14 protein-coding genes and 1 riboswitch are annotated in these 17,485 nt (G+C 39.5%); of the genes, 10 read left to right on the forward strand and 4 right to left on the reverse strand.

Annotated elements, in window-relative coordinates:
• The first annotated feature begins 8 nt into the window (after positions 1-8).
• From kduI to IQ283_RS19545, 4 genes are read left to right on the forward strand one after another with little or no spacing between them, the layout of a single operon-like run.
• A complete protein-coding gene (kduI, locus tag IQ283_RS19530) occupies positions 9-842 on the forward strand; it encodes a 5-dehydro-4-deoxy-D-glucuronate isomerase (protein ID WP_194221732.1) in 834 nt (277 codons plus the stop codon).
• Between the two features lie 10 nt (positions 843-852).
• A complete protein-coding gene (gene kduD / locus IQ283_RS19535; protein WP_194221733.1) occupies positions 853-1,614 on the forward strand; it encodes a 2-dehydro-3-deoxy-D-gluconate 5-dehydrogenase KduD in 762 nt (253 codons plus the stop codon).
• A 31-nt stretch (positions 1,615-1,645) separates the two neighbouring features.
• A complete protein-coding gene (nagA, locus tag IQ283_RS19540) occupies positions 1,646-2,833 on the forward strand; it encodes an N-acetylglucosamine-6-phosphate deacetylase (protein WP_194221734.1) in 1,188 nt (395 codons plus the stop codon).
• Positions 2,834-2,876: 43 nt separating this feature from the next.
• Positions 2,877-7,583 carry a carbohydrate binding domain-containing protein gene (locus tag IQ283_RS19545; RefSeq protein WP_194221735.1) on the forward strand — a complete coding sequence of 1,569 codons (4,707 nt, stop codon included), beginning with the start codon at positions 2,877-2,879 and terminating at the stop codon, positions 7,581-7,583.
• Positions 7,584-7,648: 65 nt separating this feature from the next.
• On the opposite strand, the gene IQ283_RS19550 is transcribed toward IQ283_RS19545, so the two are convergent.
• The 3 genes from IQ283_RS19550 to IQ283_RS19560 form a co-directional block, all read right to left on the reverse strand.
• Entirely contained in the window at positions 7,649-8,950 is a 1,302-nt protein-coding gene (locus IQ283_RS19550) for a nucleobase:cation symporter-2 family protein (protein ID WP_194221736.1), read from the reverse strand.
• Positions 8,947-9,534 (reverse strand): xanthine phosphoribosyltransferase, encoded by a 588-nt coding sequence (locus IQ283_RS19555; RefSeq protein WP_194221737.1) that lies wholly within the window; start codon positions 9,532-9,534, stop codon positions 8,947-8,949. The genes IQ283_RS19550 and IQ283_RS19555 overlap by 4 nt, the downstream gene beginning before the upstream one ends.
• Positions 9,535-9,639: 105 nt before the next feature.
• Positions 9,640-9,741: riboswitch (purine riboswitch) on the reverse strand.
• A 150-nt stretch (positions 9,742-9,891) separates the two neighbouring features.
• Positions 9,892-10,905 (reverse strand): LLM class flavin-dependent oxidoreductase, encoded by a 1,014-nt coding sequence (locus IQ283_RS19560; protein WP_194221738.1) that lies wholly within the window; start codon positions 10,903-10,905, stop codon positions 9,892-9,894.
• 201 nt (positions 10,906-11,106) lie between these two features.
• On the opposite strand from IQ283_RS19560, the gene IQ283_RS19565 reads away from it, so the two are divergent.
• The gene (locus tag IQ283_RS19565; RefSeq protein ID WP_194221739.1) at positions 11,107-11,298 is read left to right on the forward strand and encodes a hypothetical protein; all 192 of its coding nucleotides are present in this window, start codon (positions 11,107-11,109) and stop codon (positions 11,296-11,298) included.
• Positions 11,299-11,813: 515 nt separating this feature from the next.
• Positions 11,814-13,289 (forward strand): extracellular solute-binding protein, encoded by a 1,476-nt coding sequence (locus tag IQ283_RS19570; protein ID WP_194221740.1) that lies wholly within the window; start codon positions 11,814-11,816, stop codon positions 13,287-13,289.
• A 63-nt stretch (positions 13,290-13,352) separates the two neighbouring features.
• On the opposite strand, the gene IQ283_RS19575 is transcribed toward IQ283_RS19570, so the two are convergent.
• The gene (locus tag IQ283_RS19575) at positions 13,353-14,990 is read right to left on the reverse strand and encodes an L-lactate permease (protein WP_194221741.1); all 1,638 of its coding nucleotides are present in this window, start codon (positions 14,988-14,990) and stop codon (positions 13,353-13,355) included.
• A 170-nt stretch (positions 14,991-15,160) separates the two neighbouring features.
• Here IQ283_RS19575 and IQ283_RS19580 point away from each other — a divergent pair, with 170 nt between their 5' ends.
• From IQ283_RS19580 to rlmN, 4 genes are all read left to right on the forward strand, one after another.
• Complete coding sequence (locus IQ283_RS19580; RefSeq protein WP_194221742.1) at positions 15,161-15,391, forward strand: hypothetical protein; 231 nt, start codon at positions 15,161-15,163, stop codon at positions 15,389-15,391.
• 140 nt (positions 15,392-15,531) lie between these two features.
• On the forward strand, positions 15,532-15,846 hold the full coding sequence (locus IQ283_RS19585) for a hypothetical protein (RefSeq protein WP_194221743.1): 315 nt from the start codon (positions 15,532-15,534) through the stop codon (positions 15,844-15,846).
• A gap of 6 nt (positions 15,847-15,852) precedes the next feature.
• A complete protein-coding gene (locus IQ283_RS24440) occupies positions 15,853-16,134 on the forward strand; it encodes a CPBP family intramembrane glutamic endopeptidase (RefSeq protein WP_194222315.1) in 282 nt (93 codons plus the stop codon).
• 220 nt (positions 16,135-16,354) lie between these two features.
• Positions 16,355-17,422: a 23S rRNA (adenine(2503)-C(2))-methyltransferase RlmN gene (gene rlmN, locus IQ283_RS19595; protein WP_098443743.1), complete on the forward strand. Its 1,068-nt coding sequence runs from the start codon at positions 16,355-16,357 to the stop codon at positions 17,420-17,422.
• Positions 17,423-17,485 lie beyond the last annotated feature (63 nt).

Here is a 17,485-nt window from a genome sequence, read left to right on the forward strand (position 1 = left end):
ATGAAAATATGGAAATCAGACATGCAACAAACCCGACAGAAGCCAAACACTATACAACAGATCAATTAAGAGAACGGTACATGATGGAGAGGGTTTTTACTGAAGGGGAAATCAATATGCTTTATGCTCATGACGATCGCATGGTCATCGGTGGCGCTATCCCAACAAGTCAGGAAGGACTTTCACTATCCGCAACAGTGACATTAAAAACATCTTATTTTCTAGAACGCCGAGAAATTGGAATCATAAACATCGGTGGACATGGAACTGTTCAGGTTGATCAAGAAACGTTTGAACTTGATAAGCGTGATTGTCTTTACATAGGAAAAGGCAAGGAAAACGTTACGTTTTACCCTGGTAACGCCGAGAATGCAGCAAAATTTTATTTTGTCTCTACACTAGCTCATAAAGAATATCCCACTCAGAAATTAGCGATCAAAGACGCGGAGCCTAACCACCTCGGTTCTATTAAAGAGTCAAATGAACGAACGATTTACAAATACGTTCACGCAGAAGGAATTCAAAGTTGCCAACTCATGCTAGGGATGACAATGCTAGAGCCTCATAATATGTGGAACACGATGCCAGCTCACATTCATGATCGCCGAAGTGAAATCTATTTGTATTTTGATATGCCTGAAGAAGGACGTGTTTTTCATTTCATGGGAGAGCCAGACGAAACAAGACATTTGCTCGTTTCTAACGAACAAGCTGTTATTTCACCATCCTGGTCCATCCATAGCGGTGCTGGAACTTCAAGCTATACGTTTATTTGGGCTATGGCTGGAGAGAACTACACGTTTACGGATATGGACTTTATTGATATGAAAGACTTAAAATAGGAGGCCAATGATGGGATACTTAGATCGGTTTTCATTAGAAGGGAAAACAGCACTCGTCACAGGAGCAGCTGGAGGAATTGGTCAAGCAATCGCCGTAGCTTATTCAAAAGCAGGGGCAAAGCTCATACTACTTGGTCATCGAAATAACTTAGATGAAACAACGCAACTGATTGAGGAAGGAGGTGGGAGTGCTCATCAAGTAATTATTGATTTAGAGGATGTTGAAACACTTCCAGCATATTGTGAAGATCTATTAAGTAAATTCCAAATCGATATCTTGGTTAATAACGCTGGGATCATTAGACGAGAAGAGGCTTCTAATTATTCAATAGACAACTGGAATGCTGTGATGAACACGAACGTCAATGCCTTATTCCTTCTTACTCAACATCTTGCTCGTCCGATGCTTGAACGAAAGGAAGGGAAAATCATTAATATTGCGTCTTTACTATCATATCAAGGAGGTGTGTATGTACCAGCATACACAGCAAGCAAACACGCTGTTAACGGTTTAGTAAAAGCGTTTTCGAATGAATGGGCAAAGGATGGAATTCAGGTGAATGGCCTTGCGCCAGGCTACATTGCCACAAATAATACAAAAGCCATTCGAGAAGATGAGAAACGCAACCAATCTATCTTAGAACGCATCCCTGCTGGAAGATGGGGAGAAGCGGAGGACTTAACAGGCGCAGCCATTTTCCTAGCTTCTGAGGCTTCTAATTACATGAACGGACATACGATAATTGTTGATGGCGGTTGGATGGCTCGGTAGTAAGTTGCTCTAAACGGAAGGGGGTGAAAAGTTGCAACGCATCTTACTTAGAGGAGGAAAAGTTTACACTCCTAATCCAAATCGTCAAGAAAATACTATTCTCATTGAAAATGATAAAATCACCGGTATCGGTTCAGATATTTCAAGAGATTTACCGGTTGATCAAGTGATAGATCTCCCTTCCCAATACGCTATTCTACCAGGTATGATCGATGTCCACATTCATGGTGCAGCAGGTTCAGACGTCATGGATAGTACCCCTGAAGCCTTAACAACGATTGCCAAGACTCTTCCCTTAGAGGGTACGACTAGCTTTCTAGCTACAACGATGACGAACCCCTCTTCAAATATTGAACATGCATTAAGAAATGCTGCTACTTATCATCAAAAAAATAACCATCCTGGCCAAGCTGAAATGATTGGAATTCACCTAGAAGGCCCATTTATTAATCAAAACCGTGCGGGTGCTCAACCTACTTCCTCCATTATTAGACCTGATGTTTCAACATTCAAACACTACCAATCTCTCGCAAACGATTTAATAAAGCTTGTCACACTTGCTCCTGAACTTGATGATCAAACAGAATTAACGAGGTATTTATATGAAAACGGGATGATCGCTTCAGTTGGCCATTCCGAAGCTAATTTTGTACAACTATCTCACGCTGTTAACTCAGGTATTCGTCACGCAACACACCTTTTTAATGGAATGAACGGTCTTCATCACCGGGACCCAGGTTCGGCTGGTGCCATTCTATTGAATCAAAACATCTTAGCTGAAATCATCGTAGATGGGATTCATGTTTCTAAAGAAATGGTTGATTTAACTTATCGGCTTAAGGGAGCAGAAGGACTTCTTCTAATAACAGACGCGATGAGGGCTAAATGCTTAAACGAGGGCATTTATGATTTAGGTGGTCAGGAAGTGGAAGTAAAAGATCATAAAGCCATACTAAAGAGCTCTGGTAGTTTAGCTGGAAGCATACTAAAAATGAACGAAGCTGCCCGAAACATGCTTGAATTTACTCATTGTTCCATGTATGACCTTATGAAGATGACATCTGAAAACGCAGCGAAAGAATTAGGGATTTGGGAGAGAAAAGGAAGTATAGAAGTGAATAAGGATGCAGACTTACTCGTACTTGATGAACATATGAATGTGCAATTAACGATATGTAGAGGACAAATAGCAAATCGATCACTTCAAGAGAGCAAATAGCATAAGTTGATCCGTCAACCAATCCACTAATTGGGAGGATATTATGCAGAAACCGTTTGGATACTCTTTACTAGCCGTCTTGACCTTAGTTATCTCCTTACTTGTTTCATCATCGCTTCATGCAGAAGAAAACAACATGATTCGTAATGGTAGCTTTGAAGATTCGAATGGTTCATTGAACAAATGGGGAGTATGGAAAGCCTCTGGAAACCCAACGATTGAAGCTATTACTGACTCGTCGATTGATGGAAGTCACGCACTATCCATTCAAAGCCCTGATGAAAATGCTCGCGCCTCGGTGTATCAAGATATTCTTGTGGAGCCAGGGGAAAGTTATCAAATTTCTGAATGGATTAAACTTAACAATGTTCAATCCTCTTCAAAGGGAGCCTATATAAGAGTATCCTTCTATAAAGCGGATGGGCAAAGAAGTAAAGAATTCACGCTGTTTGAAGGGAAGGGAACAACCGATTGGGAGCAAGCCTCCCTGACGCTTGATATCCCTTCAACCATCACAAAAATACGCATCGAGAATTTTCTTGAAAACGGGTCAGGGCAAATATTGATCGATGACGTTCAAGTTGTACCAACTACTAATATACTTCCAACAAAACTAGAATTGAATACTTCTTATAAAGCAATGGAAATTGATGAAACATTCCAAGCTGAAGCAACTGTATTACCTGAGAACGCTACAAATAAGGAAGTTACATGGACTAGTTCTGACAACACTGTTGCAGAAGTTAATCAAACAGGACTAGTTAAAGGATTAAACAATGGTTTCGCAACGATTACAGCCACAACAGCATCTGGCGCGTTAACCGCCGCATTTACAGTAGAGATCGGTCAGGCTAATTATGTTCTTAATGGAGCATTTGAGGATGGTGATCCTGGCTCCGTCCCTCCCAAGTGGAGTACGTGGAAGCCGAAGGGAAATGGAGAAATTAAGCTTGTTACAGATCAGGTGAAGGAAGGAACACAATCTGCTTATCTACACAATACAAGTCCTGATGATAGAACGTCACTCGTTCAAAGAGTTCCCATACAAGCGGAAACAACCTATGCACTATCTTATTGGATGAAGACGGAAGATATTAATGAAGGTACAGGGTCTATGGCCGTACGCATTCAATTCAAAAATGAAGCATGGCAAAATACGTCAGGTATGATTTTAGTTGGAGCAATGGAAGGTTCAAATGAATGGACAAAAATAACAAAACTTCTCAACGTCCCGAAAAACACGGTTACATTATCCATCGAACCAATGATGGATAGTCGAAATGGGAAAGCGTGGATTGATGATATGCAATTAGTAAAAGTGAACTATGATGAGCCACCTGAAATCAGTGCGTTTCAAGCAACGACAATCACAACAGGAGCTGTCAAGTTAAAATGGGATGTCCCTCCCGGATATAATGACCTTTTAACATATAACATTTATCGAAGCACAGAAGAGGAGTTTCCACTTGATGAGGAACATTTATTAAATAAGAGTGAAACAAATGAATGGATAGACTCGAGAACTTCCTTAGGTGCCACCTATTTTTATAAGATAGAAGCAATAATGAAAGCCACAGAGGAAAGTAGTCAATCCAATACTGCATCAGTTGAAATCACAAACGTCGAACCGCCATCTAAGCCAGAGGCATTTAGCGTTCTTACTCATATAGAAAATGGCGCAGTAGGAACATGGGGATTATCTCCAGAATCGCGCCTTGATTTCATCAGAATTTATTCTTCTCCAAATAAAATTGAAAATTTAAATGAGGCCACTCTTGTAGCCGAAGATCAAGCTCAGCATCCTTCACTTTGGATGGATGAAGACATTACTGATGAGTATTTCGCTATGACTGTCGTTGATGCGGAAGGAAATGAGAGCGATTTCATAACTGCTAAACAAAAAGATATTCTCCCTAAAGTCCAAGATGAACCAATCAGTCTTGATCATCCTTATTTGTATTTTAGTGAAAATGACATAGACGAACTAAAAGCTAAAATAGAAACAGAAGCATATGCAGAAGATGCATTTAAAGACTTACAGAAAAACGCAGATGAAGCAGTCCAACGAACCACAGGGGAATTTTCACTCCCGCCTACTAAGAATAACCTTCACTTGCATTTAGGAGAAATCGCAAGAGATGCCGGACTCGTTTATTGGATAACAGAGGATGATAAATACAAAGAAGCTGCCATTACGATAATGAAAGAATACGCAGATCATTACCCCGATTATCCCCTGACAGGAAGTTATGATGGGAGACTTACAGCACAAACTCTTGAAGAATCGGAATGGTTGATCAATATAGCTTGGGTATACGATATGATGCATCCTTTTCTAGATGATAATGAGAGATATAAAGTAGAAGAGAATGTATTGAAAAACGCAATAGAAGTAATTGATCGCTACCAACGAGGTCTCTCCAATTGGCAGGTCTGGCATAATGCTGCGATCGGTAATGCAGCACTCGTTTTGAAAGATATGTCACGCCTTGATCAAGTTATCAATGATCAAAAGCATGGGGCAATAAAGCAGCTTTCGGAAGGAATCCGTCAAGATGGGCTATGGTGGGAAGGTCCAAGTACGTATCATGAATATGCCATCAAACCCCTTATGTACCTTTCTGTTCCGCTCTATCAATCGAATCAAGACTTATTTCATGTGAAAAATGGTGAGCAATATGCTATTAAAGAAATGCTCGATTCATTAATGAATTATACGTTTGGAAATATGGCTCGCCCTGCAATCGGAAACGCTGCATATAAAACATTACAATCAAAAATGATATATGAAATTGGCTTCCATTACTATCAAGACCCAAAGTACGCCTGGCTGATTAAACAATCCGTTGGAGAAAATCGTGAAGGTTCACTCACAGAGCCTTGGGCGATATTATTTGCAGATAAAGATCTTTCTTCTGCTGATTTTTCTATTGGTACAAATGACTTTGCTCCAGAAGGGGAAAATAAGAACGGGAGCACCTTTTATCGAGATTCCGGTTTAACGATTATCCGCAATCATAAACCGGCTGAGGAAGCGATGAATGTTAGTCTTTTTTATAGTCCTCCCGGAACTCCAAATGGACACCTTCATGCAGATAAATTAGGCATTATGATGTATGCTGATTCGAAAATGTGGCTGAAAGATGCTGGTTCCCTTGGGTATGACAATCCTATGCATGTGAGCTGGGCGAAACAAACGCTAGCCCATAATACACTCGTTGTTGATCAAACGAGCCAGTATCCGCAGGGGGACTCAACATATTTATGGCAAGCTGATGAACCAGGAAACCCTTCTTCAGGTTACTTAGAACATGACTTCATTGGTCCAGTTGTGAAGCAAACCCGTGCAATAACTGAGGCAGTTTATGAAGGGGTTGCCATGGAACGCACCACTACGATGTTAGATGAGTATGTGCTAGATTGGTTTCATGCTGAAAGTGAAGACAATCATACGTACGATCTTCCTTTTCATATAGATGGAGACTTAAAGGATATCACAGTTGACGATCGAAGTAATGTCGATCAACTTCGAGATAAAGGCGGCTATCAACATTTGAATAGTTTGGAGAAGGGGATTTCAGACGAGCTATGGGAAGCAACCTATCAAAAAGACGAACAGTTTTTTACCCTTACGATGCTAGGTGAAGAACAAACATCTATCTATACCGGAAATGTCTTCACTGAAATGCTGATGCCACGTAGATCGGCAAGAAAAACTGATTTTGTTTCTGTCATTCAACCTTACGAGGAAGAAAATGAAAAAGTAAATGTCATGGAAGTGCCTGTAGTGAGCGATCAATTTGCTAAAGGTGTTACTGTTTCTAGTTCGGATTTTGAAGATACCATTGTCATAGGTAACAAATTGGAACAAAAGAAGATGAACGAAATGGAATCCGACGGTGCTTTCGCTATGACAAGACATTCATTAAATGATCATAAACTAATAGAGATCTCACTTCAGGAAGGAACTTATCTCAGTTTGAGTGAAACCAACCTAACACTAGATCAAGAGGGAAGTATCGAACTTAGTAAGATGGAAGAAAACTTTCGAATTGACTATCAAGGTTCTGACAATGTGATCACTCTTTCAGGTGATTTGATAAAGCCACAGACAAAAGTATGGATGTATGATGAAGAAAAAGAGAAAATGAAAAAGTTGAAAATGAATCAGAAAAACCAGCTTACTATATCCGTTAAAAATAATGATCAATTTATTTTGACGGATGGTGGGAATCCGAAAGAAGTAGCACAGCTTTATTCACATGTAGAACCTATCTTTAAAGAGCAGCAAACAGAACCAGAAGTTACTGGAGAAGTTTCCATAACCTCTGCAGATGAAGGAGTTATTGTAGAGGGCGAAGATTTTGTTGATCAGGGGGGTGGAGAGGTCGTAATCACTCCAAAAGCCGGAGCATCAGAAGGATTAGCTCTGAAAAACTGGGATCATGAGAACCACTGGTTGAAATGGAAAATCACGGTTCCAGATGGAGGAACTTACAAGGCGATTGTACGCTATTCCACTGATATGCCGAATGCTTATCGAGAATTTAAGGTAGACGACGGCCCAACGAATAGCTTTCATTTTCCTTCCACATATGGATGGGAGAATTGGGAAGATGTACGATTGGATACTTTAGATAACCAGCCGCTTCTATTTGAACTTGAAGCAGGTGAACATGTCATTTATATGAACAACTTACTTTCCCCTTTAAATATTGACTATATTAAATTAGTAAAGAAAAATAGCTAAAATTTCATCATTATCAAAAAGCAAGCCTGGATTCGAATGAGTTATTCGAATCCAGGCTTGTTGTTTTATGAAGCTTTGGATTGAACGAGAGAAGAGGAAGTTGTTTTTTCTTTTCTAAATACGTGAAAAACAATATTTAATGTAATTGCCGTTAAACTACCTGCTACAATCCCATTGTCTGTTAGAATTTGAAGGCTTTGTGGCAGTTTTTCAAAAACAGATGGAGCCGCTGTAACACCTAGACCAACTCCAATCGAACAAGCAATGATAAAGAGGTTCTCTTGAGATTGAAAGTCTACGCGAGAAAGCATTTTAATGCCATAAGCCATTACCATACCAAACATAACAATCATAGCTCCACCAAGGACTGGTGGCGGGATAATAGTTGTGACAGCACCGATTTTTGGCACTAAACCGATCAAAATCAGCATTGAACCAACGAGATAAATAATTTGCTTCTTCTTGACACCAGATAGTTGAATTAACCCCACATTTTGTGAATAGGTCGTATAAGGAAATGCGTTAAATAATCCACCTAATACAATCGCTAGGCCTTCTGCTCTGTAGCCGTTTCTCACATCTTTCTCCGTCAGTTTTTCATTACAAATATCACTTAAAGCAAAGTATACACCTGTAGATTCTACAAGGCTTACAAGAACAACGAGAATCATCGTCAAGATAGCCGTCCATTCAAATGTAGGTACCCCAAAATAGAGCGGTTGAATTAAATGAAACCAGCTAGCTTCTTTAATAGGTGTTAGGTCAACCATCCCCATGAATCCGCCAACGATCGTACCAACTGCAAGTCCTATTAAGATGGCAACTGAACGGATAAACCCTTTAAAGAATCGAGTCAATAACACAATAAAGAGAAGCGTACCAAATCCAAGACTAATATTCTGTAATGATCCAAAATCAACCGAACCTTCCCCACCTGCTATATTCCCCATAGCAACGGGAATCAAGGTAATTCCGATGATGGTGACGACTGAACCAGTCACAACCGGTGGAAAGAATGCTATTAATTTGCTGAAAATAGGTGAGATTAAGATCACGAATAAACCTGCAGCGAGAATGGCTCCGTAAATGGCAGTAATACCATATGTTCCACCGATCGCAATCATTGGACCAACTGCGGTAAAGGTACAACCAAGTACTACCGGCAAGCCAATACCGAAGAAACGATTTTTCCATACTTGTAGAATACTAGCCATTCCACACATAAAAATATCAATTGAGACAAGATAAGTGAGTTCCTTTCCACTTAACCCCAGGGCCCCTCCTACAATGAGTGGTACAACGACAGCTCCTGCATACATGGCAAGAACATGTTGAATGCCTAGTGATAAATATTTCAGGCTATTCATACGAAACTTCCCTCATTCACAAAGGTGACTTTTCCAGCTTCTAGTTTAGCGATTTTCGCTAACGATTCCACCCTAATCCCTTTTGAGCGAAGGCGTTTCCCGCCATCTTGAAATGCCTTTTCAATAACAATACCAATTCCAGCTACCGAAGCACCTGACTTAGAAACAACTTCTATGAGACCTTCAGCAGCTTGGCCATTTGCAAGGAAGTCATCAATAACAAGAACGTGATCTTCTTCATTTAAAAATTTACTCGAAATGGTGATTGTATTCGTTTCTTCTTTAGTAAAAGAATATACATCTGCCGTTAACAAGTCCTCCTGTAATGTGAGCGACTTTCGCTTTCGAGCAAAAATAAGCGGTACATTAAGGGTGAGGGCAGCAAAAACAGCTGGTGCAATACCAGATGATTCAAGTGTAACGACTTTTGTAATGGAGTCTCTTTGAAATTTACTCGCAAATGTCTCACCAATTTCCTTCATAAGTACTGGATCCACTTGATGATTTAAGAATGAATCTACTTTTAAGACAGCGTCAGATAAAGCTAAACCTTCCTGACTAATTTTGTTCATTAAATTTTCCATATAAATTCCTCCTTCAATACAAAAACCCGAAGAACATCGTTGCTCACAGAAGAGTGAGCAACATGCCTCCGGGAATATAGATAAAGAAAGAGTCTACAGTAATTAAACTGATGGTTGCTCACTCATAGTCGAATCATTTAAGGTGATCCGGTAGAAACTTGCAAGCCATATTCTTGCGGTTATATGAGTGATGTTCTTATTCAGGTTATGATTGGTATTATAAACCAGCATTCAAATCAATGTAAAGACAAATCTTAACAATGACTTACTATTAATTAAACTTCGTTCGGGTTTCAAAGAAATAACGTTATTTGCAAACACCAGAACATTTTAACTCACGTGTTATAGGAGAATTGATTAATCAGTCGTTAATTCTGATAACAACTTATAGGACTTTTTCCGCTTTTCATAATCATATACAGAAGAGATCACCATCATTTCATCCGCTTGCGTTTCATCAAGAAATTCCTGCATTTTTCGTTTGACTGTTTCAGGACTACCAACAATAGAAGTAGCTAGCTGCTGATCAAGTGCCGCAAGCTCATATTCACTCGCATTTAGCTTTTCAACAGGCGGTTGAATAGGCGCTTCATGATTACGAATCAAATTTAAAAATTGCTGTTGTAAAGTCGTAGACAGATAATTTGCTTCTTCATCTGTATCTGCCACAATCACGTTTACACCTACCATCGTATAAGGTTTATCGAGTGCTTTCGAAGGCGTAAAACTTCGGTGATACGTTTGGAGCGCACTAACTGTATTTTTAGGAGAAAAGTGACTTGCGAAAGAATAGGGCAACCCTAGTTTTCCAGCAAGCTCTGCACTGTATAGGCTAGATCCTAATAACCATGTTGGTACGTTAAGACCTTTACCAGGAATAGCTCGTACTGGAGATGATCCCGGGCTCATAGAAGGATCAAAATATGAGCGAAGTTCAGCGACTTGTTCTGGGAAATCCTGAGCCATGCTTCCAGTGCCTCGTCTTAATGCAAATGCTGTACGCTGATCAGTTCCAGGTGCTCGTCCAAGTCCCAAATCAATCCGTCCAGGGAATAGCGATTCTAGTGTTCCAAACTGTTCAGCAATGACAAGAGGGGAATGGTTTGGAAGCATGACTCCACCAGATCCAACACGAATGGTTGAGGTACCCGCAGCAACATGTCCAATCACAACAGATGTAGCAGAGCTTGCGATGTAGGGCATATTGTGGTGCTCAGCTAGCCAGAAACGATTGTAGCCAAGTTTCTCTACGTGCTGAGCGAGATTTCTTGTTCGTTCTAAAGCATCGGATATAGTTTCTCCATCCATAACAGGAGCTAAATCTAGTACTGAGTATTTAACATCAGATAATTTTTTTTGACTAGTTGACATAATTTCATCTTCTTTCTCTATTCAGAGTGTAAAAGGGAGATTTTCTTTCAAGAAAAACCCATTTTCAATTTTATCAGCAGGTATACTAATTGAAAAACAATATGCTCTAACACTCCTATCTTGACTCGCTACTCGTAAAACAGAGGTTTGCTTATCTACTATTTTGTACATACTGATAAAAAAATAGTAGGAGAGAATAATATGAGCGAAGCACGATATCGCATTATGTTTTCGTATCGAATGAGGAGCGTTGGATTTCTATGTATACACTGCTTCGATACACTCGATAAACAAATTGTAACTATTCCCATTTACTCGAGTTATGAAGGAATTGACGTCCATCACGAGACTTTTAAGAAGCTTCCGGAACTGTTGCAAAACACCCTATTATAAGAGAAACAAAAGCTTGATGCTGGATTCTATTCAATTCGTACTTGGAACATCGAAAACTTAGGATAATCCTTTAAACGTTCTCACAGAGAGAACGTTTTTTGTAAATTCAAAATTATAAATGGGAGGGGGAACTACTAAACTTTCAATCAATTGCATTTCCATCCAGATTTTGGTTGAAATAAAGTATAAATAAATGACTCTATATTCTATTCTCATAAGCTTGTATTATTTATATACTTAATTTAGAAAATTTAGAAAAATAAAAGCTAAACAGACTAAAGGGGGTAAGACACAATTGATCAAGGTGAGAAGTGAAGGCTCTAGTTTACCTTAAAAGCGAATGTAGAAGAGGATTTAATTAAATAATCAGAGCTTTATTTTTCCGTTAAGTTGACCCGACAACCCTATCAATCCAAAGCTGAACTGATTCATTATTATGATAAACTAGAGAAGATTGGTTTCAGGAAAAAGTGAAATGAACTTCATCTATTACGATTGAAAAAGGAGAGGTTTTTATGAAAAGCAAAAAGTTGCGTCATGTCCTTATACCTGCGTTATCTCTTTCATTATTGCTTTCTGCTTGTAACTTATCGTCTGGAGCTGACAGCGAATCTGGTAGTGAGGAAGTAGAAGTCATTCGACAAGGGGTAAACTTACCTGACCCAGAAAATGACGTTATTAAGCAAGAACTAGATGAGGCACTTGGTTTTCCAGTGAATCTCTCCGTTAATCCTAATGACTATGAAAACAAATTAAACGTTCGTTTATCGGCAGGGGATTATCCTGATTTGTTTCAAGTTAGTCGAGCTGCTCTAGTAGAATATGCTAACAAAGGTTTACTACTAGACCTTGACCCTTATATGGACGACCTTAAGGAAGTTCAGGATTTTATTGGAGAAGATAATGTTGAAAAAGCGAAGGTAAATGATAAAGTTTATGCGGTGACTGTTCCTGCAAGCATACCTTTCTATACGTACTGGGTTAGGAAAGATTGGTTAGAAACATTGAACATGGAAATGCCTAAAACAGTAGATGATTTATATGAAGTAGCAAAAGCCTTTCGAGAAGATGATCCAGATGGGAATGGGCAAAAAGATACTTATGGTCTTACCGGATCAGGAGTAAGCGCTTTCCAACCGATACTTGGTGCTTATGGTGTAGGAATGCCAAAAAGCTTTTATAAAGAAGACGGTGAATTAGTGAACTCATTTCATGATCCTGATATGAAAGAAGCTCTCACTGCTGTTACGAAGTTTGTTGAAAACGATGTAACGGACCCTGAAATTTTCAGTAATACAGGTAACGAGCCTCAACAAAAAGCGTTTCAAGGTAAATTTGGGATTTTATTTGATGGATGGGCGAATTTAACGAGTGATGCTTATATTGAACAATACAAAGCAGTAGATCCAGATGCTGAGTGGGTACAGCTTCCGGCAATTGAAGGACCTGCAGGAAAATCAGCAGGTACGTGGGATATAGGTCAAGCTAATGGCTTTTATGCTATTCCGAAAGCACTTGAGGACCAACCAGAAAAGCTCGAAAAAATATTTAAACTTCTTAACTATGTAGCATCTGATGAGGGATCTAAACTCGTTCAATATGGAATAGAAGGAGAACATTATAACAAAGAAGACGGCAAGATTGTCCCAACGGACAAACTGGCTGAAGAAGGTGGCTACTTCTGGCTTTACCAATTCACTGGTCGACCTGAAATGGAGTACCTATCAACGAAATTCTCAAAACAAACGGAATATATCGAAGCTTCCGCAGATGCTCCGCGAATTGAATCTCTAAATGGGTATATTGATTATCCAGAGGGCTATAATTCGGCAGATGCTGATCGATTCTCTGAAGAAGAAATGATTAAATTCATAAGTGGACAACGTGACCTTAGTGAGTATGATGAATTCTTGAATAAATTAGATACAACATTTAATTATCAGATGATGCTTGATAAAGCAGAAGAAGATATTAAGAAACTAGATCAATAATTATACTACCAAAGAAACAGCGCCATCTCTATCAATTGAGAAGGCGCTGTTCTTTAGTAAGACTTAAAGCAGAATAATTGTAATCCATCCAATCACTCCTGTTGCAATAGCATAGAACAACATAGGACCAAGTGTCATTCGGATAATGGTTCCTTCTTTTCCAACCATGCCAACCACAGAAGCAGCTGCAACAACGTTTAATACACAAATCATATTTCCCGCGTTTGCTCCAAGTACTTGAAGCGAAAGAACGAGCTGTTCATTCATTTGAAGCTGATCCGCTACGCTAAATTGAAAAAGTGAAAACATCATGTTGCTAAATGTCGCACTACCAGAAATGAATGAACCGAGAGCACCGATAAACGGAGCAACAAGTGGCCACGCATCACCTACAGCATTTGCAACAAGTGTCGCTAGCTCCATTGGCATACTCATGAGATCAGCACCATTAATTCCAGAGTTAATAAAAATCCGAACCATCGGAACAGCTGTCCCAAGTGCTACGACAGTCCCAATCATCGTTTTCAATGAATCCAGTACCGTTTTCTGGACAGCCGTTCCGCTCATTTTATGGAGAAATATTGTTATCACTATTACCACAATGAAGATGGTGCCAGGTAAATATAATGGTTCAAAGGAAGTGCTGATTTCTGTACCAAGAATTTGGTTCCAGCCAACTTTAACTGATCTTAGCCATCCCTTTACCGGAAGGAGGTCCAAACGCGTTAGCACTAATAATAACGCAACAAGTAAATAGGGAATCCAGGCCAGCCACAAAGGTAGGGTCATTTGAGTGTTTACATTAGGTTCGTTTGTCTTTTTAAAATCCCACGGCTCATTAGGAAGGAGAAAACCCCTTTTGGCTGCAGGGACGACAATCGAAAGTCCCACGAGACCTCCAATAATAGACGGGAATTCCGGGCCCAATAAGGTTGCTACGATAAAAGCCGGCAGTGTGAAGCTGAGTCCGGCAAATATAGCGAACTTCCATAAAGAAAGACCATCCTTCCAAGAATGGTTTTCACCAAAAAAACGTGTTAACATCATGACTAAAATAAGCGGGATAAAAGTACCTACGAAAAGATCAATCATGACAGCACTTTGAGTGACTGCCTGCAAATATTCAGGCATCGATTGCTGTCCAATGGAAGCTGTTACTTGATTCGCGACAGCTGAACCCTGTCGGAGTCCTTGATCTACACCGACGATAATTGGTGTTCCAACGGCGCCAAAAGAAACAGGGCTGCTGTCAGCAATAAGGGCCATCGCAACTGCGGCAAGTGGAGGAAATCCTAATGCCACAAGCAGAGGGGCTCCGATTGCAGCAGGAGTTCCAAATCCTGCTGCCCCTTCAATAAATGCCCCAAATAACCAGGCGATAATAATTAGCTGAACCCTTCGATCCATGGATATTCCCATAAATCCCGTGCGAATTGCGTCAATCGCTCCGCTATTTCGTAGCGTGTTTAATAATAAAATCGCTCCGAATACAATCCAAATAATCGACAAAGCTATGATTAACCCTTCAATGAATGCTGCTGTCATTTGTATCATTGGTATTTTCCATATAGTATAGGCCATTAATGCGGTGAGGAGTAAACTTCCCGGCATAGCTTTCGTTGCAGGTAAACGCAAAAGAACAAGTAAGATAAACACCGCTAAAATAGGAGTTAATGCTGTAAAAAGTTGAAGTCCGTTCATTTTCATCACCTTTTCTCGTATATGCTTATATGTGACGTCTTTCACATATAAGCATATACGAAATACAGTTCCCCATATGTGATAAAAGTCACTCTTCTAGTAAACCATTAAACCTAACAATAAAAAATCTGGTAAAATAACTGTGAAGCAATAATGAAGGAGCTGCTAATATGCTAAAAAAGGTAGATTATTTTTTCTATCCAGTCGAAGTTACTCAGCCCACTGGAGCAGAGGTGACGTATTACTGGGAAATTAGCGTGGCGGAATACGAAGGCAAAATCTATGCTTATGCCAAGGCAGATGAATTCGGAAGAAAAATCCGCTGGCATCAGAGTGATCAGCCTGACAAAGAAAGTGCTCTTGCTGTCATTCAAGAAAAGTGCAAATCGCAAAGCAAATAGCCTAAAAGCTAACGAAGCATATTTCGTTAGCTTTTTACTTTTAGCACATCATTACATATTCAAGCTGTTCAATTTAACATGCGTTCGATACATTCAGGGTAGGATGTTAAAAAGAGGCAACAAGATAGGGTGATGAAAATATGAATCAGAAAATCATAATCCTTAGCACACTTTTATTAGCTCATATTCTGCTTTTTTTAAGCTTTGTTCGGTTCCCAGGAACATTTTGGCCTGTTTTTACAGTAACACTAGCCATCTTAATTTTCTTAAGTGTTAAAGCAGGCGCACTTAAGTTCAAAAAAATCACGTTCAAACATTGGCTTTATATCGTCATTAGTGCCCTATTTCTATATATACTTTCCTATGTAGGGATAGAGGGAATCAAGTGGGTTTATCCCTCTTTATTCGAAGAGATGGAGCGGTTTTATGATGTGGTCCAACCCGTAAAAGCCTGACATTTCATTAGTCTTGTACTGATCGTCATTCCTGGAGAAGAAATCTACTGGCGAGGATATATTCAGCAACAGTTAAAGAAGTACAAAGAGGGAGACACCATCCTTATAGCGACCATTTTATATGCGACGGCTCATCTTTATTCCGATGCGTATTTATTAGTACTAGCTGCAATCGGAGGTGGAATGGCCTGGGGATGGCTTTATGAAAAAACAAAGAACTTCTGGGTGCCATTATTATCACATATTCTCTTTGATTTACTCATTTTAGTTATTATTCCATTACTGTAAGTAACACGACTAAAGACTTTTCCAGAAGGGAAAGGTCTTTCTTTGTTTTATAAACTTAGTTACTATATGTTACAGTCTAATAGGTAAACGAGCGAAGCTTCTTGAAAACATAGGCTATTTTAGACTATATACTTCACTATTCTGGACTAAGCGGTTGCGACTTGGTTATACTTCTAGTAGTATTAGACTGAATGGCTAAGAATTGAAAAGAGGGTTATAAATGAAAGAATCTATATACGGATTAACGTTTGATCAGCTAACTGAATGGTTGCTAGAACGTGGTCACAAAAAATTCCGTGCCTCCCAAGTATGGGATTGGCTCTATAAAAAGCGTGTTAAAGAATTTTCTCAAATGAATAACGTAAACAAAGACTGTATCAAACTTTTGGAAGAAAACTTTGCGATTCAGACATTAACTCAGGAAATCAAGCAGGAATCTTCTGACGGTACGATCAAGTTCTTGTTCAAATTACAAGACGGGAACGTTATTGAAACGGTACTCATGCGTTTCCATTACGGTCAATCTGTTTGTGTAACGACACAAGTAGGGTGTAATATCGGTTGTTCCTTCTGTGCAAGTGGACTTCTTAAGAAGAGCCGTGACCTTACAAGCGGTGAGATTGTTGAGCAAATCATGAACGTGCAACACGCACTTGATGAAAAGGCGAATGAAGAACGCGTAAGTCATATTGTTATTATGGGAATCGGTGAACCTTTCGATAACTATGATAATATGATGGACTTCCTTCACATCGTTAATTCTCAAAAAGGACTTTGTATTGGTGCGCGCCACATTACGGTTTCAACAAGTGGTCTTGCGAAGCAAATTTACGACTTTGCCAATGAAGATCTTCAAGTGAACCTTGCGATTTCTCTACATGCTCCTAATGATGAGTTGCGTACGAAGATTATGAAAATCAATAAGGCTTATCCGCTTGGAAAATTAATGCCTGCGATTGATTATTATCTTGAGAAAACCAACCGCAGAATTACGTTTGAGTATATTATGTTGAGAGACGTCAATGATCACGTAGAAGAAGCGAAACAACTTGCGAATCTTCTCGCTGACAAACGTCATCTTTCTTACGTAAACTTGATTCCATACAATCCAGTTGATGACCACTCTTATCAGCGTAGTGAAAAAGAATCGATTCTTGCGTTCTATGATACGCTTAAGAAAAACGGTATTAACTGTGTGATCCGTCATGAGAACGGAACAGATATCGATGCTGCATGCGGTCAGCTTCGCAGTAAACAAGTAAAGAAACTTGAAAATGCAGGTAAATAATTCAATTAAGACGCACCTTTAACGGTGCGTCTTTTTTATGTATAGTAGGTGACACACTCTCAA

It is taken from the genome of Pseudalkalibacillus hwajinpoensis (assembly GCF_015234585.1).
GTDB lineage: Bacteria > Bacillota > Bacilli > Bacillales > Guptibacillaceae > Guptibacillus > Guptibacillus hwajinpoensis_B.